Annotated in this window: 16 protein-coding genes, 1 tRNA gene and 1 pseudogene; 8 read left to right on the forward strand and 10 right to left on the reverse strand. The window is 71.3% G+C overall.

Annotation, left to right across the window (positions count from 1 at the left end):
- Positions 1-4: 4 nt before the first annotated feature.
- A complete protein-coding gene (locus KM933_RS26985) occupies positions 5-2,380 on the forward strand; it encodes a transglycosylase domain-containing protein (RefSeq protein ID WP_221356732.1) in 2,376 nt (791 codons plus the stop codon).
- A 322-nt stretch (positions 2,381-2,702) separates the two neighbouring features.
- Here KM933_RS26985 and KM933_RS26990 read toward each other — a convergent pair whose 3' ends face one another.
- Entirely contained in the window at positions 2,703-3,167 is a 465-nt protein-coding gene (locus KM933_RS26990) for a GatB/YqeY domain-containing protein (RefSeq protein WP_221356734.1), read from the reverse strand.
- Positions 3,168-3,275: 108 nt separating this feature from the next.
- Between KM933_RS26990 and KM933_RS26995 the strand changes: the two genes are divergently transcribed.
- From KM933_RS26995 to KM933_RS27005, 3 genes are all read left to right on the forward strand, one after another.
- A complete protein-coding gene (locus KM933_RS26995; protein ID WP_221356735.1) occupies positions 3,276-4,214 on the forward strand; it encodes a metallophosphoesterase in 939 nt (312 codons plus the stop codon).
- A gap of 219 nt (positions 4,215-4,433) precedes the next feature.
- A complete protein-coding gene (locus KM933_RS27000; RefSeq protein WP_221356737.1) occupies positions 4,434-5,237 on the forward strand; it encodes a Pr6Pr family membrane protein in 804 nt (267 codons plus the stop codon).
- Between the two features lie 48 nt (positions 5,238-5,285).
- A tRNA-Pro gene (locus tag KM933_RS27005) sits at positions 5,286-5,359 on the forward strand.
- 84 nt (positions 5,360-5,443) lie between these two features.
- On the opposite strand, the pseudogene KM933_RS27010 reads toward KM933_RS27005, so the two are convergent.
- The 4 genes and pseudogenes from KM933_RS27010 to KM933_RS27025 all read right to left on the reverse strand — a co-directional run.
- Positions 5,444-6,132, reverse strand: a pseudogene (locus tag KM933_RS27010) (site-specific integrase); the annotation flags it as partial.
- 345 nt (positions 6,133-6,477) lie between these two features.
- A complete protein-coding gene (locus tag KM933_RS27015) occupies positions 6,478-7,428 on the reverse strand; it encodes an SMP-30/gluconolactonase/LRE family protein (protein ID WP_221356739.1) in 951 nt (316 codons plus the stop codon).
- Positions 7,429-7,571: 143 nt separating this feature from the next.
- The gene (locus KM933_RS27020) at positions 7,572-8,339 is read right to left on the reverse strand and encodes a TIGR03943 family putative permease subunit (RefSeq protein WP_221356741.1); all 768 of its coding nucleotides are present in this window, start codon (positions 8,337-8,339) and stop codon (positions 7,572-7,574) included.
- A complete protein-coding gene (locus tag KM933_RS27025) occupies positions 8,336-9,355 on the reverse strand; it encodes a permease (protein WP_308013561.1) in 1,020 nt (339 codons plus the stop codon). The genes KM933_RS27020 and KM933_RS27025 overlap by 4 nt, the downstream gene beginning before the upstream one ends.
- 239 nt (positions 9,356-9,594) lie before the next feature.
- Here KM933_RS27025 and KM933_RS27030 point away from each other — a divergent pair, with 239 nt between their 5' ends.
- The 3 genes from KM933_RS27030 to KM933_RS27040 all read left to right on the forward strand — a co-directional run bounded on the left by KM933_RS27030 (position 9,595) and on the right by KM933_RS27040 (position 14,705).
- Complete coding sequence (locus KM933_RS27030) at positions 9,595-11,736, forward strand: potassium channel family protein (RefSeq protein ID WP_221356745.1); 2,142 nt, start codon at positions 9,595-9,597, stop codon at positions 11,734-11,736.
- A gap of 124 nt (positions 11,737-11,860) precedes the next feature.
- A complete protein-coding gene (locus KM933_RS27035; protein ID WP_221356747.1) occupies positions 11,861-13,729 on the forward strand; it encodes a S9 family peptidase in 1,869 nt (622 codons plus the stop codon).
- Positions 13,730-13,841: 112 nt separating this feature from the next.
- The gene (locus KM933_RS27040) at positions 13,842-14,705 is read left to right on the forward strand and encodes an SURF1 family protein (protein WP_221356749.1); all 864 of its coding nucleotides are present in this window, start codon (positions 13,842-13,844) and stop codon (positions 14,703-14,705) included.
- A gap of 112 nt (positions 14,706-14,817) precedes the next feature.
- On the opposite strand, the gene KM933_RS27045 is transcribed toward KM933_RS27040, so the two are convergent.
- Positions 14,818-15,924 carry a hypothetical protein gene (locus KM933_RS27045; RefSeq protein ID WP_260334209.1) on the reverse strand — a complete coding sequence of 369 codons (1,107 nt, stop codon included), beginning with the start codon at positions 15,922-15,924 and terminating at the stop codon, positions 14,818-14,820.
- Here KM933_RS27045 and KM933_RS39700 point away from each other — a divergent pair.
- Positions 15,923-16,069, forward strand: coding sequence for a hypothetical protein (locus KM933_RS39700; protein WP_260334210.1), 147 nt, complete (start codon positions 15,923-15,925; stop codon positions 16,067-16,069). The two genes, KM933_RS27045 and KM933_RS39700, sit on opposite strands and share 2 nt — an antisense overlap.
- A 172-nt stretch (positions 16,070-16,241) precedes the next feature.
- On the opposite strand, the gene KM933_RS27050 is transcribed toward KM933_RS39700, so the two are convergent.
- The 4 genes from KM933_RS27050 to KM933_RS27065 all read right to left on the reverse strand — a co-directional run bounded on the left by KM933_RS27050 (position 16,242) and on the right by KM933_RS27065 (position 20,677).
- Complete coding sequence (locus KM933_RS27050; RefSeq protein ID WP_221356753.1) at positions 16,242-16,910, reverse strand: SigE family RNA polymerase sigma factor; 669 nt, start codon at positions 16,908-16,910, stop codon at positions 16,242-16,244.
- A 427-nt stretch (positions 16,911-17,337) separates the two neighbouring features.
- Positions 17,338-18,387 carry an aspartate-semialdehyde dehydrogenase gene (locus tag KM933_RS27055; protein WP_221356755.1) on the reverse strand — a complete coding sequence of 350 codons (1,050 nt, stop codon included), beginning with the start codon at positions 18,385-18,387 and terminating at the stop codon, positions 17,338-17,340.
- A 28-nt stretch (positions 18,388-18,415) separates the two neighbouring features.
- Positions 18,416-19,690, reverse strand: coding sequence for an aspartate kinase (locus KM933_RS27060; RefSeq protein WP_173894436.1), 1,275 nt, complete (start codon positions 19,688-19,690; stop codon positions 18,416-18,418).
- A 327-nt stretch (positions 19,691-20,017) separates the two neighbouring features.
- Positions 20,018-20,677: a DUF5063 domain-containing protein gene (locus tag KM933_RS27065; protein WP_221356757.1), complete on the reverse strand. Its 660-nt coding sequence runs from the start codon at positions 20,675-20,677 to the stop codon at positions 20,018-20,020.
- Between the last annotated feature and the right edge of the window lie 135 nt (positions 20,678-20,812).

The raw sequence follows: 20,812 nt of genomic DNA on the forward strand, positions 1-20,812 counted from the left end.
CCTCATGCCAAAAAAGCGTTCGGGCGGTGGTCTGTCTCCCACGCAGCAGGCCGCCAAGTTCCTCGGTGTCAGTGTGCTCGCGGGGGCTGTCATGGCCGGGATCGCCGTACCGGCGTTCGGCGCGCTCGGCCTCGCCGCCAAGGGGTCGGTCGAGGGGTTCGACGAGATCCCGGCGAACCTTAAGCGGCCGCCCCTGAGCCAGCGCACCGTGATCCTGGACAACCAGGGCGGCCAGCTCGCCACGGTCTACTCGCGTGACCGCACGGTGGTCGACCTCAAGGACATCTCGCCGTACATGCAGAAGGCGATCGTCGCGATCGAGGACGCGCGCTTCTACGAGCACGGCGCGGTCGACCTCAAGGGCGTCCTGCGGGCCCTGAACAAGAACGCGCAGAGCGGCGAGGTCTCGGAGGGTGCCTCGACGCTGACGCAGCAGTACGTCAAGAACGTCTTCGTCGAGGAGGCCGGCGACGACGCGACCAAGGTCGCCCAGGCCACCCAGCAGACCCTCGGCCGCAAGATCCGCGAGCTGAAGTACGCGATCCAGGTCGAGGAGGAGCTCGGCAAGAAGAAGATCCTCGAGAACTACCTGAACATCACGTTCTTCGGGCAGCAGGCCTACGGCGTGGAGGCCGCGTCCCAGCGCTACTTCTCCAAGTCCGCCAGGGACCTGGAGGTGCAGGAGGCCGCGCTGCTCGCCGGCATCGTCCAGTCGCCGAGCCGGTACGACCCGGTCAACGACGAGGCCGAGGCCGTGAAGCGGCGCAACGTGGTGCTGCAGCGGATGGCCGAGGTGCACGACATCTCGCAGGCGGAGGCCGCCGCGGCGAAGGCGAAGCCGCTCGGCCTGAAGGTCAGCAAGCCGAAGAACGGCTGCATCACGGCCGCCAAGGACGCCAGCTTCTTCTGCTCCTACGTGCGCAAGGTCTTCCTGACCGACCCGGTCTTCGGCAAGACGCAGAAGGACCGGGCGAAGGTCTGGGACCAGGGCGGTCTGACGATCCGGACGACGCTCGACCCGCAGGCCCAGAAGTCGGTCCAGGCCTCGCTCAGGGACCACGTCAACCAGTCGGACAAGGTCGCGGCGGCGTCGACGCTCGTCGAGCCCGGCTCCGGCAGGATCCTGGCGATGGGGCAGTCGAAGCCGTTCGGCTACGGGAAGAACGAGACCGAGATCAACTACTCGGTCGACCACGCGATGGGCGGGTCGAACTTCGGGTTCCCGACCGGTTCGACGTTCAAGCCGTTCCTGGCCGCGGCCGCCCTGGAGGAGGGCAAGCCGCCCACGCAGGTCTACTCGGCCCCGTACGACATGCCGTACCCCGACCGGGTCCGGGCGTGCGACGGGAAGGTCTGGCGCAACAGCGAGAACGCCAAGGTCGAGAACGAGGACGAGTCGGAGGTCGGCCCGTACCCGCTCAAGAAGGCCATGGAGATGTCGGTCAACACGTACTTCGTGCAGATGCTCGAAGACACCGGCATGTGCCCGGTCGCGAAGCTCACCGACAAGCTGGGCGTCGTGCAGGGCAACGGCACCAAGCTGCCCCAGGTGCCCTCGGGACTCACCCTCGGCTCCACCGGCATCTCGCCGCTGACCATGGCGAGCGCGTACGCGGCCTTCGCCAACCGGGGCACGTACTGCACGCCGATCGCGATCGCGTCGATCAGCCAGCAGCTCGGCGGTGAGAAGAAGTCCCTGCAGGTGCCGAAGTCGTCGTGCTCACGCGCGATGTCGGAGACCACCGCGGACACCATCAACACGCTGCTCAGTGGTGTGGTCGACTCCGGTACGGGCCAGCAGGCGGGTCTCACCGACCGCCCCAACGCCGGCAAGACCGGTACTACGGACTTCCGCAAGAACGCCTGGTTCGTCGGCTACACGCCGAACCTGTCCGGCGCGGTCTGGGTCGGCAGCGCCACCCAGAAGGTCAGGATGGTCGACATCACGATCGGCGGGGAGTGGCACGAGAAGGTCTTCGGCGGCGCGGTGCCGGGGCCGATCTGGAAGGACGCCATGACCGGCGCCCTGCTGGGCAAGGAGTCCCCGGGCTTCAACCTCGTCAACATCCCCGACGGCGACGAGGGGGACGAGGGCCTCGGGGACGACGGCAACGGGGACGACGGCAACCGCCCCGGTCCTGGTCCTGGTCCCGGTGACGGCAACGGCAACGGCAACGGCAACGGCAACGGCGGAAACGACGGCAACGGCGGAAACGGGGACAACCGGGGAAATGACAATGGGGGCGGGAACAACGGCGGTCCCGGTCAGCCCCAGTTCCCGACGCCGACGTTCTCGGTCCCGGACGAGTGGACGATCGGCGGGAACGAGGGGAACAACGGCGGAGGGAACGGGGGAGGCGGCTGGGAGGGCTGGCCGTAAACCGACCCCCTGAACTCCACGGATACGCCGATGGGGGCGCCCCCATGCTGCATGGGGGCGCCCCCATCGGCGTACGCTGCGGCCGGCCGTGGACCTGACCGGTCACGACCTGCCTGGTGGTGACCGGGCCGGTCGTGGCCCCGACCGGACCTGCCCGGGTCTCTCCGGGCAGGTCCGGTGGGTCCGGGTCTCCCCGGGTCTCCCCGGGTGGGTCCGGTGGGTCCGGGTCTCCCCGGGTCTCCCCGGGTGGGTCCGGTGGGTCCGGTGGGTCCGGGTGGGTCCGGTAGGCCCAGGTCTCCCCGGGCAGACAGGACCGCGGTACTCAGCCCGCGAGCAGTTTCTTGACCGCCGCGGCGACGCGTCCGCCGTCGGCCTGGCCGGCCACCTTCGGGTTCACGATCTTCATGACCTGGCCCATGGCCCGGGGCCCTTCCGCCCCGGCCGCCCTCGCCTCCTCGACCGCCTGCGCGACGATCTGCTGGAGCTCGTCGTCGGAGAGCTGCTTCGGCAGGTACCCGGCGAGGACCTCGCCCTCCGCCTTCTCGCGCTCGGCCGACTCGGCACGGCCGCCCTGCGCGAACGCCTCGGCCGCCTCGCGGCGCTTCTTCGCCTCCTTGGCGATCACCTTCTGCACCTCGTCGTCGGAGAGTTCGCGCTTCTGCGTACCCGCGACCTCCTCCTTCTGGACGGCGGCGAGGGTCAGCCGGAGCGTCGAGGAGCGGAGCTCGTCGCGCTCCTTGATCGCGGCGTTGAGGTCTGCCTGCAGCTTCGACTTGAGCGTGGTCATGGGGTGATTGTCGCAGGTGTGGTGCCACGACCGCCCGTGGATTGGGCTCCCGTCGGCCGGGGGCCTCCCACGGGGTCCGGGGCGACGGGGGTCTGACACGATGGGCGTATGCGCGCGCGATACGGAGTACCCCTGGGAATTGCGGCGGCAGGCGCCGCCGGTCTGATCTACTCGGCGGGGTTCGAAGCCCGCTCCTTCCGTCTGCGGCGGGTGACGGTCCCGGTGCTGCCGCCGGGTGTACGGCCGCTGCGGGTGCTCCAGGTCTCCGACATCCACATGGTCTGCGGTCAGCGCAAGAAGCAGCGCTGGCTGCGTTCGCTGGCCGGCCTGCGCCCCGACTTCGTCATCAACACCGGGGACAACCTCTCCGATCCGGAGGGCGTGCCGGAGGTCATGGACGCCCTCGGCCCCCTGATGGAGTTCCCCGGGGCGTACGTCTTCGGCTCGAACGACTACTACGGGCCCACCCTGCGCAACCCCGCCCGCTACCTGTACGAGAAGGTGCAGGGCCGGCACGGGCTGAACGGCAACGCGCCCGCCACGAACGTGGTCCACAACCCGTGGGAGGAACTGCGCGACGGGTTCGACGCGGCGGGCTGGCTGAACCTGACCAACACCCGGAACTCACTGAAGATCGACGGCTTCGAGATCGAGCTGACCGGCCTCGACGACCCGCACATCAAGCGTGACCGGTACGCGCGCGTGGCCGGCGGCCCGTCCGCCGCCGCCGATCTCTCGCTCGGCGTCGTGCATGCCCCGTACCTGCGCGCGCTGGACGCCTTCGCCGCGGACGGCTACCCGCTGATCCTGGCGGGCCACACGCACGGCGGACAGCTGTGCATCCCCTTCTACGGCGCCCTGGTCACCAACTGCGACCTCGACACGGAGCGGGTGAAGGGCCTGTCCACGTACACGGAGGCGGAGTCCGGCCGGACGTCCTACATGCACGTGTCGGCGGGCTGCGGGACGAGCAGGTACACGCCGGTACGGTTCGCGTGCCCGCCGGAGGCGACACTGCTGACGCTGACGACACGGACCTCCGCGTAGCGGCCGGGCCGGGCTTCCGGCCGGGGAGCCGGTGGGCGCCGACGGAAGCCGGTGGGAGCCGGCAGGAGCCACGCGGCTGGCAGGAGCCGGTGAGGGCGACAGGAGCCGGTGGCGGCCGGTGGCGCGCGGTGAGGGAGAGGAGCGGGGCGGGGCCCTCGGCGACACCCGTCCGGCGGAATCCACTTAGCCCCTTTTGTCCGATACGCCTAGCGTGAGGGCATGACCGCCCCCATACCTGCGGAGATCCCGGACATACCCAGGGTCCCCGGCATAGCCGCCAAGGCCGCCGCCGCGGCCGTCCCCGTGGTGCCGGCGTACGCCGTGCTCCCCCGCGTACGCCGCCCCGTGGTCGCCCTCTTCCGCCTCCTCGTCGCGCTCGCGGCCGCCACGGGCGTGGTGCTCGGCCTGCTGTCGGGCAGCCCGGTACGCGCCCTGAGCCACTTCACCGTTCTGAGCGGCATCCTGACAACCGCGGTGTTCGCCGTCACGGCCCGGCGGGCCTGGACGGCACGCCATCCGCTGCGGCCGTCGGTCACCGCCGGCACGGTGCTGTACGCGGTCGGGGCGGGCCTGGCCCACCACCTGATCCTGGCGGACGACACGATCCCGTTCTCCCTGTCGGGCGGCGGAACGCCCACGGTCTGGCACGCGGTGGCGGACCACCTGCTGCACACGGCGGTGCCGGCCGCGGTGGCGCTGGACTGGCTCCTGCTGACCCGCCCGGGAGCACTGCGCCTGCACAGCGCGGCGACGTGGACGATCCTTCCGGTCGCGTACCTGGCCACCACGGTGATCCGGGGCGTGCTCCTGCCCCCGGGCACCCCTGCCCGCTACCCGTACCCCTTCCTCGACGTGACCCGGCACGGCTTCGTCGAGGTCCTGGGCAACGTCGCCATCCTCGGCGTCGCCTGCTACGGCCTGGCCGTCCTCCTCGTCGCCCTGGACCACCTCAGGCCCGGGTCGCGCCGCCACCGGCCCCCCGAAAACCGGATTTCGTCTCCGGCCACCAGTGGGCTAAAGTAAACGACGTCGCCACGGCACACCACGAGAGTGGCCCGCCACCAGCGACATCGGGGTGTAGCGCAGCTTGGCAGCGCGCTTCGTTCGGGACGAAGAGGTCGTGGGTTCAAATCCCGCCACCCCGACACAGGTCAGAGGCCCAATCGCTTGATAGCGATTGGGCCTCTGTCGTGCTCGAGGGGCCAAACGGGGGGGCCAAACGCATTTGGTCAGGCCACCGTGCCGCCCTCTTCGTCGGTCTCCGCGTCCTCCCCCTCCTGCTCTTCGGCGAAGATGTCGTCCATCGCTTCGGCGCCCTGTGTGATCACGGGCCGGAGCTGCTTGCGGTAGACCGCCTCTGTGGTCGCCTGGCTGCTGTGGCCGACCAGGAGCGCGATCCGCTCCAGGGGATGCCGTGGTCCGAGAGCAGGGACACGAAGCTGTGCCGGAGTTCCCGCGGGGTCCACTCGGGCTTCAGTCCGGCTTTCTTCGCGATGGCCTTGAAGTCTCGCCGAACGTTGGCCGCGTCGAGCGGCTCACCGCTCCGGGTGGTGAAGACACGGCCGGCCGGGCTCCACTCCATCCCTTTCGACGCTCGCTCCCGCTTCTGCCATCGTCTGTGCTCTTCGAGGACGTCGACCACCTGCTTGGGCAGAGCGGTGGTCCGGCGGCTCCTCCTGGTCCTCGTCTCACCGTGCTTGCGCACCGAGCGCCATACCGCGACGTGGGGCGGGATGCCGTCCGTCGCCTCCAGGAAGACGTGGTCCCAGGTGAGGGGGCGCGCCTCTTCCGTGCGTACGCCGCTGAGGAGCGGGAGCACGAGGTAGGCGTACAGCCGTGACGGTCGCGCGGCGATGAGCACGGCTTTCGCCTGCTCCAGATCCAGCGCCTCGCTCGGACGGCCGGGGCGGTTGGGTGGCGGGCGCGGCGGCGGTTGTGGGCGCTGGTGGCTGTCCTGGTGTTCGGCTACGGCGTGGGTGCTGTGTTCTGGCGTCTGCTTCCCGGGCATTCCTGGGCGGATGCGTCTCTTTCGGCACATGCCTGGTCGTGTCCGACGTGGTGGGTCAATGGCTGGTTGCCGGCCTGAAGCGACGGGCCGGACGCGCGGGCCGGTGAGCGGGCCGGATGCGCGGGTCGGTGGGGCCGGCCAGGTGTTCCAGGCCGGCCGTGCCGCGTCGTGCCCCGCCCGTGGTGACGGCACGGACGGAAGCGCGCCCGGTGTGGAGTGCCGTCGGTGCTTGTGGCGGTTCCCGTGGAGGGCGGGTCAGAGTGGGACCGCCACCCCCGTGAACGTCGTCTCCGGGGTCTGGGGGCTCGTGAAGCGGGCGTTCACCAGGTACAGGCGGTTCGCGTAGCGGGCTGCCGTGGTGGGGACGTCGAAGCGGGGGTCCGTGATCGTGCCGGTCAGGGTCGCCGTCGTGGACCTGGCGTCCAGGTGGAACACGCTGATGCGGTTCAGGCGGTTCTGGACCACGTACAGGGTGCGGCCCGTGCGGTAGAGGCCGTCGCCGTTGACCACGTCCGTCGCGCCGACCAGGGTGATCCTCGTGGCGTGGCCCGTTCGGACGTCCACCTTGTACAGCTCGCCCGGGGTGCTCTTCACGACGATCAGGGCACGGCCGTCAGGGGTGCCCACGATGCCGTTGGCGTTGTTGACGTCCGGGAGCTGGACCCAGTCTCCGGTGAGGGGCAGCGTCCGTACGGCTCCGGACCGGCCGCGCGGGACCGCGTACAGCGCCGCGGCCCGTGAGTCCGTGAACCAGGCCCGGTCGCCCAGGAGCGTCACGTCGTTGATGAAGTGGCCGGTCGCTTCCGTGAGCCGGTACGTCGTGACGATCTCGCCCGTGCGGGAGTCGTGGGTACGGGCCACTCCCGTGTTGCCCGCCACGTACAGCAGGCCGTCGTGGTCGAGTTTCAGACCCACCGCGACCAGGCCGGTGCCGCCCGCGAAGAGGATCCCGCCCTTCCCCGTGCGCAGGTCCGTGCGGTACAGGGCGCCGTTGGCGCGCGAGCCCATGTACGCGTACGGCTTCCTGCCGATGGCTATGCCCTCGGGGAGGAAGCCGTCGGGCAGCGGGAACTCCGTCGGCCACGTGGCCGGGGAGGTCGTGGGTGCCGCGTTCGCCGTGCCCGTGCCGGTCGCCGCCGTGAACGCGGTGAGGGCGGCACCGCCCAGGAGTGCGCGCCTGGAGGGGTGGACGTGGTTGCGGTTCATCGTTCCGGGCCTCCTTGAGAGGAGCGAAAGGATTGAGCGGCCTCGACCGCCGTTCCTTCATCCTGACCGAACCCCGGCCCTCTTTCCCCACGCATCCCCCGGATCGACAGAGGATCGACAGGTTGGTCCCCGTCCGCTCCGGCTCAGCCGTTCCAGCTCTCGTCGTACGGGTCCCGGGGGGCCTCGACCGGCTTCGCCTCCGTGATGTCGAGGAACGGGATGACGCCGCCGTTCACCGGATCCTCGATCCGCTTCGGCGTGTACGTGCCGGTGACCTCCAGCCAGGCGTCCGGGCGCAGGACCGGAGGCGTCCGGCCCGTCATGCCTACCTTCACCGGTTGGCCGTCCGCCGCGCAGCAGCTGAGTGCCATCCGGACCAGGTACGGGGCGCCGTCGCGGTCCACCGCCACGAAGCCCGCGGTCCTGATACGGCGGCCGGCCAGCGAGCGGCCCCCGTCGTACGCCGCCCGGCCCGCGTAGTCGACCAGGCTCAGCCGGACCGTGTCGCCGGCGGGCAGGTCCGCGAAGCCCCACGGCTGCTTCTGCAGGGCCGTGCCCGTGCGCATCGCGCTGTAGCTGCCGAGGGCGGGCGGGGAGACGAGGACGAGGGCCAGGAGGGGGAGGACGAGGAGCCAGGCGATCCAGGGCTCCCGGTGGACATGGGTGGGGACGGGAGAGGGGGCGGGGGCGGGGACGGAGGCGGAGGGAAGGGCTTTGTGGGGGTGGGTGCGTGCGGCCCGGCGTTCGTACCGGATCGTCGCCAGCGCCGTCGCGATCAGGACCAGCCCCGCCGCCAGCAGCAACGGCCTCAGCCCCGCCTTGACGTACCGCAGGTGGAGGTCGGTGAGGCCCGTGTGCAGGATCGCCCCGCCGGTGAGGAACAGCACGGCCGCCTGTGCCTGGCGGTTCACAGGAGCACCGCCCCGACCAGGGACGACACCAGGACGGCCAGTGTGAACGTGGCCGGTGCGAAGCGCAGGGCGAACTCGCGGCCGAACGTGGCCGTCTGCATCGCGAACAGTTTCAGGTCGATCATCGGGCCCACCACCAGGAAGGTCAGCCGGGCCGTGAGTGAGAACTGGGTCAGGGACGCGGCCACGAAGGCGTCCGCCTCGGAGCAGATGGACAGGAGTACGGCCAGCACCGCCAGGGCCAGGACCGCCACCACCGGGTGACCGGCGGCCAGGCCGAGCCAGTCCGCCGGGACCACCGCCTTGAGGGTGGCCGCGGCCATCGCGCCGACCACCAGGAACCCGCCCGCGTGCATCACGTCGTGCCGTACCGATCCCCAGAACGCCGCTCCCCTGCCGAGGCCGTCCGACACAGGGCGGGCCGGCGGGCGCAGCCAGTCGCTACGGCCGAGCCGGTGCCAGAGCCAGCCCATCGCGCAGGCCACCAGCAGGCTCGCCACGAAACGGGCCAGGACCATCCGCGGCTCGCCGGGGAACGCGACGGCGGTCGCGGTCAGCACGATCGGGTTGATCGCCGGCGCCGACAGCAGGAACGCCAGCGCCGCCGCGGGTGTGACACCCCGGCGCACCAGCGCCCCGGCCACCGGCACGGACGCGCACTCGCACCCCGGCAGCACCGCCCCCGCCATCCCGGCGACCGGTACCGCGAGGACCGGCCGTTCCGGCAGCGCGCGGGCGAAGAACGACGGCGGGACGAACACCGCGATGACCGCCGACAGCAGGACTCCGAGCACGAGGAAGGGCAGCGCCTGCACCATCACCGCGACGAACACGGTCATCCAGCTCTGCACCACGGGAGCCGACAGCGCCCCGCGGACGGGTCCCTGGAGCGCCACCCCCGCGAGCAGCACCATGGTGAGGACGAGGGACGAGTCGAACTGCCAGCCCTTCGGCTTGCCCGGCGCCGCCTGTTCGCGGTTGTCGACCGGGGGCGGAACCGGGTCGGTCGTGGTCACGGGAGAGGTACCTCCGGTAGGGGAGGGCTTCGTCGGTGGATCGCCCTCCACCTTCAGTACGCCCGTTGCGGCCCAGCTTCTCATCCGGGTCGGCGCGTACGGATCCGGGTAGAGGCGTACGGATCCGCGTCAACTCCCCTACCGCACACCGCTGTGCAACCACCCGTCCGGGTGAGGCACTCTGTGCTGTTGTGGGAAGCCTTCCGGATCAGAGCGGACCTGACGTTCGTGGTGCGCACATGGTGGTGTGCGGGGACGACGCCTTGGCGCACCGGCTGGCGGCCGAGTTGCGCGGTGTCTACGGGGAGCGGGTGACACTGGTCGTACCGTCCGCCGAGCGGACCGCGCGGCCTCCGGTCGTCGGACGGGCCCGTGCCTCGACGCTGCTCGACCGTGTGTCGGCCGTCATGGGCCGGGCCGCCGGCAACGGCCTCACCGGCGACAACGGCCTCACCGGCCTCACCGGCAACAACGGCCTCACCGGCAACAACGGCGGCAGCAGAGACAGTAGAAACAACAGAGACAGTGACGCCGACGACAACGGTGGCAGCGGTAGCAGCGGCGGCGCTACGTCCGGTCGTCGTGTCGGCCTCTCCGAGGAGCCGGGCCCGGCACGGGTGCTGGAGGCCGCGGTGCTCACCGAGGCCGTACTCGCCGACGCCGGGGTCGAGCACGCCGCCGCGCTGGCGCTCGTCCACGACGACGACGAGACGAACATCCGTGCCGCCCTCATGGCGCGCCGGCTCAACCCGCGTCTGCGGCTGGTCGTACGGCTCTACAACCGTCGTCTCGGACAGCACATCGAGGCCCTGCTGGACCAGGCGTCCGCCCTGGCCATGGCGGGTGTCGGGGAATCCGCGGATCCGTCCGCGGCCGGTCTCCTCGACGCCTCCACCACCGTGCTCTCCGACGCGGACACCGCCGCGCCGGCGCTGGCCGCCACCGCGGTGGCCGGGACCAGCAAGGTCGTGCAGACCGACGGGCTGATGCTGCGGGCCGTGGAACGGCGGCCGCCGGGGCCCGGTGAGGTCGCCGACCCCGGACTGTGCACGCTGGCGCTGCTCTCCGCCACGGCCAGCGACCCGGCGGGCGCGGACGGTTCGGAGGACAGCGGCGAGCACGGGCCCCGGCTGCTGCCCGACGAGGAGTCCGTGGCAGCAGCGACCGGTCGCGGCACCGTCGTCCTGGAGACCGTGTCGTACTCCGGTCCGCCGCTTCCCGCGGGCCGCGGTGTGCTGCCCGCCGGCATACCCTTCGCGGTGCCCTTCGGCAGGCTCTTCTCCCGGCGGCTGCGCTGGTCGTTCGCCGGTCTGGTGGCCTGTGTGATCGCGCTCGCGGTCGCGTCGGTGACGATTACGGGCGCCCATCCGCTGCACGCCGTCTACCTGACCCTCCTCGATCTCTTCGCCATCAACGAACCGGCGCTCGACGCCCCTCTCGGCCGCCAGATCCTCCAACTGCTCTCCGGTCTGGTCGGGTTGCTGCTGCTTCCCGTCCTGCTCGCCGCCGTCCTGGAGGGTCTCGGTACGTTCCGCAGCGGGTCGGCGCTGCGGAAACCGCCGCGGGGGCTCTCCGGTCACGTCGTCCTCCTCGGCCTCGGCAAGATCGGTACGCGGGTCCTCGCGCGCCTTCGTGAACTCGGCATCCCCGTGGTGTGCGTCGAGGCCGACCCCGAGGCGCGCGGGCTCGCGCTGGCCCGCCGGCTGCGCGTGCCCGTCGTCCTCGGCGACGTCACCCAGGAAGGCGTACTGGAAGCCGCCAAGATCCACCGGGCACACGCCCTGCTGGCCCTGACCAGCGCCGACACCACCAACCTCGAAGCCGCCCTGTACGCACGGTCGGTACGCCCGGATCTGCGCGTCGTCCTGCGCCTGTACGACGACGTCTTCGCCACGGCCGTCTACCGCACCCTGCGCGCCACCCATCCGGACGCGCTCACCCGCAGCCGCAGCGTCTCGCACCTGGCCGCGCCCGCCTTCGCCGGAGCGATGGTGGGCCGCCAGATCCTGGGGGCGATCCCCGTGGAGAGGCGGGTGCTCCTCTTCGCGGTCCTGGAGGTCGCGAGCCATCCGCAGCTGGAGGGCCGTACCGTCGCCGAGGCGTTCCGCGCCGGGTCGTGGCGGGTACTGGCCCTCGACACGGCAGCCCCGGCCGGGACGGGGGCGGGGGCCGGGGTGAACCGTCCCGCGCCGGACCGTCCCGTGTCTCCGTCCCCGCCGGGTCCGGGCCGCGACGCCCCGGTCCCGGGCCGCCCGTCGGGGCTGGTCTGGGACCTGCCGCCCACCTATGTGCTCGGGGCCGGGGACCGCGTCGTCATCGCCGCCACCCGACGTGGCCTCGCCGAGCTACTGGGAAGGGGCCCTCGGCGTACGAACCCCTGACAATCCGCCCTGACCTGCATGGATCCTGATTCTTCCGCTGCTGCGGCAGTCTGCGTCCAAGGAGTTTTCCACAGGCTGAGGACCCCGTCGGCGCGATGTCGCCGGGTGCGTGCAGTATGGGGTCATGACTGAGAGCAACGGATCGGTCCCGCACGAGGGGACCATGCCCGACTGGGAGAAGCGCTTCCGGGCACCACGGGTGTCCCTGCCCGACTGGGCGGAGGACGCCCCGCACCGTTCCCTGTTCGTGTCGAACGCGACGGGGACGTACGAGTTGTACGCGTGGGACCGTGAGACGAACACCCAGCGCCAGGCCACCGACCGGCCCAACGGGACGACGGACGGCGTGCTGTCGCCCGACGGCGAGTGGATCTGGTGGTTCGACGACAAGGACGGCGACGAGTTCGGGATCTGGCGGCGGCAGCCCTTCGCCGGAACCGGGGACGGGACTGGAGCCGGGGACGGGGACGGGGCTGCGGCCGGGGCCGTTCCCGACGAGCCCGCCGCTCCCGGGCTCGACCCCTCCTACCCCGCCGGACTGGCGCTCGGCCGGGACGGGCGGACGGCGGTCGTCGGCCGGTCCACCGACGAGGACGGATCGACGATCCACGTCAGCCGGACCGGTGAGGACCCCGTCGAGATCTACCGGCACCGGGAGTCCGCCGGCGTCGGCGACCTCTCGCACGACGGCTCGCTGATCGCCGTCGAGCACACCGAGCACGGGGACGCCATGCACTCCGCGCTGCGGGTACTGCGGATGGACGGCTCGACGGTGGCCGACCTGGACGACACCAAGGGCGGTACGGCCGAGCTGGGCCTGGAGGTGCTCGGGTTCGCGCCGGTCGCCGGGGACACGCGGCTGCTCGTCGGGCACCAGCGGCGCGGGCGCTGGGAGCCGATGGTGTGGGACGTGGCGTCCGGCGAGGAGACGGACCTGGAGCTGGCCGCACGGCTGGACGGCGACCTGAGCGCCGAGTGGTACCCGGACGGCTCCGCCCTGCTCGTCGTCAACAGCTTCGAGGCGCGCAGCGAGCTGTGGCGCTACGACCTGGAGTCCCGCCGGCTGGAGCGGGTTCGGACACCGAAGGGCACGGTCTCGGGGGCGACTGCCCGCCCCGACGGCAGCGTGGAGTACCTGTGGTCGTCGTCCGCCGAGGCGCCGGTGGTGCGCTCGACGTCCGGCGAGGTCGTCCTGGACCCGCCCGGTATGGAGGCACCGCGGTCGGTGCCCGTCGAGGACGTGTGGGTGACGGGTCCGGGCGGCCGCATCCACGCCCTCGTGCAGCGGCCGGCCGGGGCGTCGGGTCCCCTCCCGACCGTCTTCGACATCCACGGCGGCCCGACCTGGCACGACAGCGACTCGTTCGCGGCGGGCCCGGCGGCCTGGGTCGACCACGGGTACATGGTGATCCGGGTCAACTACCGGGGCTCCACCGGGTACGGGCGGGAGTGGACGGACGCCCTCAAGCACCGGGTCGGTCTGATCGAGCTGGAGGACATCGCGGCCGTCCGGGAGTGGGCGGTCTCGTCCGGGTCCGCCGACCCGGACCGGCTGGTCCTGACCGGTGGCTCATGGGGCGGCTACCTCACCCTCCTCGGCCTGGGTACGCAGCCCGACGCGTGGGCACTGGGTATCGCCGCGGTGCCGGTCGCGGACTACGTGACGGCCTACCACGACGAGATGGAGGCTCTCAAGGCGATGGACCGCACGCTGCTCGGCGGCACTCCGGAGGAGGTTCCGGAGCGCTTCGAGGCCTCGTCCCCGCTGACGTACGTCGACGCGGTGAAGGCACCGGTCTACATCTCCGCCGGGGTCAACGACCCGCGATGCCCGATCCGCCAGGTCGAGAACTACGTGGCCCGGCTCGCCGCGCGGGGCGCGGAACACGAGGTGTACCGCTACGACGCGGGACACGGTTCGCTGGTCGTGGACGAGCGGATCAAGCAGGTCGCACTGGAGCTGGAGTTCGCGGAGCGGCACCTGGGGCGGTGACGAGGGTGAGGGTGAGGACGGGGGCCAAGGCGAGGGCCAGGGCTGCGGTGGCGGGGCAGGCCCGGGCACCCCTCGGCCGCGCTCCCCGCGAGGGCCCCGTACCTTTGGGGTTGTGTACCGGTTCCTGCTGACGCCCCGCTGGTGGGGGATCAACGTCTTCGTGCTGTTGGCCATCCCCTTCTGCGTGTTCATGGGGTCATGGCAGTTGGGACGGTTCGAGGACCGCGTCCAGGACCATCGCAGCGCCGGTGAGCAGGCCGAGGAGGCCAGGACGCAGGCGGCCCGTCCGCTCACCGAGCTGCTGCCGGTGGACAAGGAGACGTCGGGCAAGCAGGCCACGGTGACCGGCCGGTACGGGCGGCAGCTACTCGTACCGGACCGGGAGCTGGACGACAGGAGCGGCTTCTACGTCCTGACCATGCTGCGCACCGACGACGGCAGGGCGCTGCCGGTGGTCCGGGGCTGGCTCCCCGGTGACGCCGACACCGCGAAGGCCCCGGCGGCTCCGGCCGGCGAGGTCACCGTGACCGGCGCGCTCCAGGCGTCGGAGACACCCGGGTCGAACGGGGTGCCCGCGGCCGGGGGGCTCCCCGCCGGACAGACCGGTGCGATCAGTTCGGCGGCGCTGGTGAACCTCGTGCCGTACCGGATGTACGACGCCTGGATCACCCTCGCCGAGGCCGACTCGGGAATGAAGGCCGTGCCCGCCACGGCCCCTTCGGACACGGGCCTGGACCTGAAGGCGTTCCAGAACCTCGGCTACACCGGTGAGTGGTTCGTCTTCGCCGGCTTCGTGGTCTTCATGTGGTTCCGGCTGCTGCGACGCGAGGTGGAGTTCGCGCAGGACGCGGAGCTGGGGCTCACGGGGGAGACCCCGGCGGACGCGGAGCACACGGAGAGCACGGGGAGTGCGGGGAGTGCGGGGAGCACGGAGAGCGCGGGGGCCCCGAGGGTGTCGTCCCCTCCCACGGCCTGACACCGGCACCGGGCATCGGTGCCGGGCATCGGTACCGGGAAGTTCACCGGTCGGGCGGTGGGCCCGGGTGGTCGCCCGGGCCCGTGACTGCCGTCGCCGTGCCGGTCGGGGATCAGGGGGTGGACAGCATCCCGGTCCGGTAGACCGTTCCGGCGCACGCGTTGGACACGGTCGTCGAGGCCGACGGGGCGCCGCCCTCGGCCACGTAGGACACGCTGACGCTTCCGTCGAGGGTCCCGTCATTCCTCATGAGCTGCGTCTCCACGCCGGTGGTGCCCTCCGAGGACGTGCCGCCGCTGTCACCGGCCGGGGTGTCCGTGGGGGTCGGGTCGGGGGACGGTTCCCCGCCGCCGGTGCCGCCGCCGGTCGGGCAGGTCGCCGACGGCACCCAGGCGAACTTCACGTAGTACGAACCGTTCGGCGGCAGCACCAGGGAGGGGGCGTAGGCGGACGGGTCGGGCAGTCCGCTCGCCGCGTCGCCCGCCGTGTGGAGGACCGTACCGATCCGGGACGGGTCCGCGGCGCCCAGCGCGGCCGGGGACACCGAGCCGCCGCCCACGACCGTACAGCCGGCGGCGGAGACGTTGGTGACCGTGAAGCTGCCGTAGACCGCACCGGTGGCGTCGGGTGCGGCGCCGCCGCTCGCGGCGGTGAGCTGCGTCGGCGTACAGGGCGGCACGCCCGCGCTGGAGACCGGGGGCGGGGCGTCGACGGTACTGCCGCCGCTGGCCTCCTTCTCCTTCTCCTTCTTGTCCTTCTTCTTTTCCTTGTCGGTTTTCTCGGGCGCGCTCGGGGACTTCTCGGAGCCCTTCCCCGCGGAGGCTTCCTTGCCCTCGTTCGAGCCGCCCTGGGTCTCGGAGGCGTGCCCCGCCATGCTCGGGTCGGCGTCGGGGCCCGAAGCGTTCGAGACGTGCACGAGGGCCGGGACGGCCGTGCCGATGAAGAGCGCGGCGGCCGCCATGCCGACGAGGGCCTGCCGCTTGCGGGCCCGCCTGGCCGGTACCGCGCGCCGCAGGTGGTCCAGTGTGCCGTCGGTCGGCTCGATCTCCTCCACGGCCTGGTGCAGGAGTCGCCGCAGGGCCAGTTCGTCGGAGCCGAACCCGTCCGCTCCGAGCCCGAGTCCCTTCACGCCGGGTCCGTCGCCCGCGCCGTCCGAGTCGTCCGAGTCGCCCGGTGTGCTGCCGGAAGCCCGGTCCGGTGCGTCGGGGGTGACGGGCATGACACGTGTGGCGCCGCCCGCGGGCTCCGCCGGTGTCCCGTCCTTCTCCGGACCGGGACCCGGCGGGTCGGCCGGGGGACCGGCCGACGAGGAGTCCGAGGAGTCCGACGGGCGGTCCGCCGCGTTCGCTTCCTTGCCCGAGTGATCTGAGTGGCCCGAGTGATCTGAGTGGTCCGATTGGTTCGGGTGGCCCGACTCTTCCGGGCCCGTGTTCTCCGAGGGGCCGTGGTTCACAGTTCCGTTCCCAGCGTGCTGCTCATGCTCGTCGTCGCCGTGGCGACCGTGCTCGTCGTGGCGTGCTCGCTCGTCGTTCCCGCTCATGCCGGCGCCTCCATGGCGACGCGCAGCGCCGCGATGCCACGCGAGCCGTACGCCTTCACCGATCCCAGCGATATACCGAGGGTCTCGGCGACCTGCGCCTCGGTCATGTCCGCGAAGTACCGCAGGACCAGGACCTCGCGCTGGCGTCTCTGGAGACCTTTCATCGCCTTGATCAGGGCGTCGCGCTCCAGCTGGTCGTACGCGCCCTCCTCCGCGCTCGCCATGTCGGGCATCGGCTTGGAGAGGAGCTTCAGGCCCAGGATGCGCCGGCGCAGCGCCGAGCGCGAGAGGTTGACGACGGTCTGGCGCAGGTAGGCGAGCGTCTTCTCCGGGTCGCGCACGCGCTTGCGCGCCGAGTGCACCCGGATGAACGCCTCCTGGACGACGTCCTCGCAGGACGCGGTGTCGTCGAGGAGGAGCGCCGCGAGGCCGAGGAGCGACCTGTAGTGGGCGCGGTAGGTCTCGGTGAGATGGTCGACCGTGGTGCCGGCCGCCAGGGCCTCTTCGACCCCCTCGCGCTGGTTCGGGATGCGGGTCGACCGCGCTGCGGGCATGGGGGCGATCACCGGCATGCCGCCGCCGGACGTGCCGGACGTGCGGGGTCGGCGGGGCGGACGCAGGGTCGTGCCGCGCGCCGGAACGGTGAATTCGAGTACCTCAGCCACGCCAGTTGGACACGCATCCCCCCGTCGGGGTTGTACGCGACGGACATCGCTTTTACGTCGGACTGCATGCCAGACAGTGCGCCAAATGTCCTCATACGTAAAAGCTCATCCCCTATGCCCCATATGAACGTGGCGTCCGGTCACCCCTGAAGGGCGACCGCAAAGACGCTCCCCGCCCTCCGCGTGGTTGCGGAGAACGGGGAGGAAAGTCGCCGAACGCCAGAGGCTCGCGTCAAAGTGGTACGGACCACAGCCCCGCCCACGACCGAACCACGAAAGTCGTACAGATCCTATAAATAATTCAGCTTAGGACCAGAGGATTTCCCGCCCGAACCTGCCTGAGCGGGCCGACATGTCGCGAATCGCCCGACGTCACCCATGCCACCGACGCGTCCCGTGCCCGCGGTGCCCCCGGCACCCGGGCAGGTCACAGTTCCGCAGCGACCAGTTCGGCGATCTGCGCCGTGTTGAGCGCGGCGCCCTTGCGCAGGTTGTCGCCGCACACGAAGAGTTCGAGCGCCGTCGGGTCGTCGAGCGCCCGCCGCACCCGCCCCACCCAGGTCGGGTCCGTACCGACGACGTCGGCCGGTGTCGGGAACTCCCCCGCCGCCGGATTGTCGAAGAGCACCACCCCGGGGGCCGTGGCGAGGATCTCCCGCGCCCGGTCCACCGTCACCTCCCCCTGGAAGCGGGCGTGGACGGTCAGCGAGTGCGTGGTGACGACCGGCACCCGTACACAGGTGACCGCGACGGGGAGGGACGGCAGACCGAGGATCTTGCGGGACTCGTCCCGCACCTTCATCTCCTCCGAGGACCAGCCGTCCTCGCGCACGGTCCCGGCCCACGGCACCACGTTCAGCGCCACCGGCTCCGGGAACGGCCCGGTGTTGTCCCCCACGGCCCGCCGTACGTCGCCGGGGGCCGTCCCCAGTTCCGTACCGGCGACGAGCTTCAACTGCTGCCGCAGCGTGTCGACTCCGCGCTGCCCCGCCCCGCTCACCGCCTGGTAGGAGGAGACCACCAGCTCGCGCAGACCGAACTCGGCGTGCAGCGCGCCCAGGGCCACGATCATGGAGAGCGTCGTGCAGTTGGGGTTGGCGATGATGCCGCGCGGCCGGACCCGGGCGGTGTGCGGGTTCACCTCCGGCACCACGAGCGGCACCTCGGGGTCCATCCGGAACGCACCCGAGTTGTCGACCACGACGGCACCCTTGGCGGCGGCCACCGGCGCCCAGCGCTCGGCCACCTCGTCGGGCACGTCGAACATGGCGACGTCGATCCCGTCGAAGGCATCCTCCGTCAGGGCGACCACCTCGACCTGCTCACCGCGCACGGCCAGCTTGCGGCCGGCCGAGCGCGGAGAGGCGACGAGGCGGATCTCGCCCCAGATGTCCGCGTGCTGGGACAGGATCTGGAGCATGACCGTGCCGACGGCTCCGGTCGCGCCCACGACCGCGAGCGCCGGCCGCCCGGTCATCGGCGTACGCCTCCGTACGGGGGGACGCTCATCGTCCGGTGCCTCCGTAGACGACGGCCTCGTCGCTGTCGGAGTCCAGTCCGAAGGCGGTGTGCACGGCGCGCACGGCCTCGTTGACGTCGTCCTGGCGGGTCACCACCGAGATGCGGATCTCGGATGTCGAGATCAGCTCGATGTTGACGCCCGCGTCGGACAGCGCCTGGAAGAACGAGGCGGTGACGCCCGGGTTGGTCTTCATCCCCGCGCCGACCAGGGAGATCTTGCCGATCTGGTCGTCGTAGCGCAGCGAGTCGAAGCCGATCGCGCCCTTCGCCTTCTCCAGGGCCTCGATGGCCTTGTGGCCCTCGGCCTTGGGAAGGGTGAAGGAGATGTCGGTCAGACCCGTGGCGGCCGCGGACACGTTCTGCACGATCATGTCGATGTTGATCTCGGCGTCCGCGATGGCGCGGAAGATCACCGCGGCCTCGCCCGGCTTGTCCGGGACCCCGACGACCGTGATCTTGGCTTCGGAGACGTCGTGCGCGACTCCGGAGATGATGGCGTGCTCCACCTGCGCGTCCCCTTGCGGATTCTCGTTGCTGACCCAGGTGCCCGGCAGTCCCGAGAAGGACGAGCGGACGTGGATCGGGATGTCGTAACGGCGTGCGTACTCGACGCAGCGGTGCAGCAGCACCTTGGAGCCCGAGGCGGCGAGCTCCAGCATGTCCTCGGAGGAGATCCAGTCGATCTTCCGGGCCTTCTTCACCACCCGCGGGTCGGCGGTGAACACACCGTCGACGTCCGTGTAGATCTCGCAGACCTCGGCCTCCAGGGCCGCGGCGAGGGCGACGGCCGTGGTGTCGGAACCGCCGCGCCCCAGGGTGGTGATGTCCTTCTTGTCCTGGCTGACGCCCTGGAACCCGGCGACGATCGCGATGTTGCCCTCGTCGAGCGCCGTCCTGATGCGGCCCGGCGTGACATCGATGATGCGCGCTTTGTTGTGGACGGAGTCGGTGATCACGCCTGCCTGGCTGCCGGTGAAGCTCTGGGCCTCGTGGCCCAGGTTCTTGATCGCCATCGCCAGCAGGGCCATGGAGATCCGCTCTCCCGCGGTCAGCAGCATGTCGAACTCGCGTCCGGCAGGGATCGGGGATACCTGCTCGGCGAGATCGATCAGCTCGTCCGTCGTGTCACCCATCGCCGACACCACGACGACGACCTGGTGGCCGTTCTTCTTGGCGTCGACGATTCGCTTGGCGACACGCTTGATGCCCTCGGCATCGGCTACGGAGGAACCTCCGTACTTCTGCACGACAAGGCCCACGTGCGCTCCTCGATCAGTCCGTCTCGTACCGCGCGACCGCGGTCGGCCCAGTCTAACGAGCAGCCGGTTCCCACCCGGGTGATACCGCATCGTGAGACTTCTCGCTCACCAGCCGATCATCCGGGCCGGGTCCCGATCACTTCCGGACCGCACCCGCATCTGCCCACCCCGGACCCGTCCCACGCGCAAAGTGCGCCTGGTCACAGATTTGCCGTCCGGCGAGGACCGGTTTGCAGTCCGGTGATGGCCGATCCGTTGCCCGGCGAGGACCGGTTCACCGCCCGGTGAGCACCGGTTCACCGCCTGGTGGAGACCGGCCGCCGGGCGCTACTTGACCTGGCGCAGGCCCAGCGGGCCCGCGATCTCCTCGACCATGACGCGGCCCGCCTCCTCCGCGAGGGCGTCCTCGCTGAGGTCCTGGTCGGTGTCCAGGCCGTCCAGTTCCTGGAGGGGCTGGTTCAGCCGGACGTGGGCCACCAGGGACTGCAGGGCGCGGAGGGTGGCCGAGGCCGTGGAACCCCAGTTGGAGAAGTACGAGAACTGCCACCACCACATGGCCTCGGTGGTGCGGCCCGCGCGGTAGTGGGCCATGCCGTGGCGCAGATCCGCCATGACGTCGGCCAGGTCGTCCGAGATACGGGCCGGGACCGGGGCCCTGCGGGGCTCGTACGGGTCGAAGACCTCGGAGTAGACGTCGACCGGGTCGAGCATCTCGGCGAGCCGCTCGCGCAGTTCGTCGACGTCCGGCTCGGGGCCCAGGTCGGGCTCGTAGCGCTCGTCGGGAAGGATGTCCTCGTGCGCGCCCAGGCGGCCGCCGGCCAGCAGGAGCTGGGAGACCTCCAGGAGCAGGAAGGGGACGGCCGAGTCCGGCTCGTCGCCTCTCGCGACCTCGGTCACGGCGACGAGGAAGCTCTCGATCTGGTCCGCGATCTGGACCGCGAAGTCGTCGGGATCCGGAGCGGTCGCGTGCAGCGTGGCATCAGACATCTAGAAGCCGGCCTTCCTCAAGAACTCCGTCGGAAAGACTCCGCCGGACAGTCCGTCGAGAAGTTCGTCAAGAACTTCGTTCCGTACATCGGCCGGCCGCCCGGGGAACGGTCGTCCGGAGAGCACCCGTTCGGG

It is taken from the genome of Streptomyces beigongshangae (genome assembly GCF_019710745.1).
GTDB lineage: Bacteria > Actinomycetota > Actinomycetes > Streptomycetales > Streptomycetaceae > Streptomyces > Streptomyces beigongshangae.

What these genes read in the sequence shown, in the direction of transcription:
- KM933_RS27045 (WP_260334209.1), bottom strand. Translation starts at nt 15,924, where the DNA reads ATGCCCGTCACCCCCGACGCACCGGACCGGGCTTCCGGCAGCACACCG.
- KM933_RS26985 (WP_221356732.1), top strand. Translation starts at nt 5, where the DNA reads ATGCCAAAAAAGCGTTCGGGCGGTGGTCTGTCTCCCACGCAGCAGGCC.
- KM933_RS27055 (WP_221356755.1), bottom strand. Translation starts at nt 18,387, where the DNA reads ATGACCGGGCGGCCGGCGCTCGCGGTCGTGGGCGCGACCGGAGCCGTC.
- KM933_RS27015 (WP_221356739.1), bottom strand. Translation starts at nt 7,428, where the DNA reads ATGAACCGCAACCACGTCCACCCCTCCAGGCGCGCACTCCTGGGCGGT.
- KM933_RS26990 (WP_221356734.1), bottom strand. Translation starts at nt 3,167, where the DNA reads ATGACCACGCTCAAGTCGAAGCTGCAGGCAGACCTCAACGCCGCGATC.
- KM933_RS27035 (WP_221356747.1), top strand. Translation starts at nt 11,861, where the DNA reads ATGACTGAGAGCAACGGATCGGTCCCGCACGAGGGGACCATGCCCGAC.
- KM933_RS27030 (WP_221356745.1), top strand. Translation starts at nt 9,595, where the DNA reads ATGGTGGTGTGCGGGGACGACGCCTTGGCGCACCGGCTGGCGGCCGAG.
- KM933_RS27000 (WP_221356737.1), top strand. Translation starts at nt 4,434, where the DNA reads ATGACCGCCCCCATACCTGCGGAGATCCCGGACATACCCAGGGTCCCC.
- KM933_RS39700 (WP_260334210.1), top strand. Translation starts at nt 15,923, where the DNA reads ATGACACGTGTGGCGCCGCCCGCGGGCTCCGCCGGTGTCCCGTCCTTC.
- KM933_RS26995 (WP_221356735.1), top strand. Translation starts at nt 3,276, where the DNA reads ATGCGCGCGCGATACGGAGTACCCCTGGGAATTGCGGCGGCAGGCGCC.
- KM933_RS27065 (WP_221356757.1), bottom strand. Translation starts at nt 20,677, where the DNA reads ATGTCTGATGCCACGCTGCACGCGACCGCTCCGGATCCCGACGACTTC.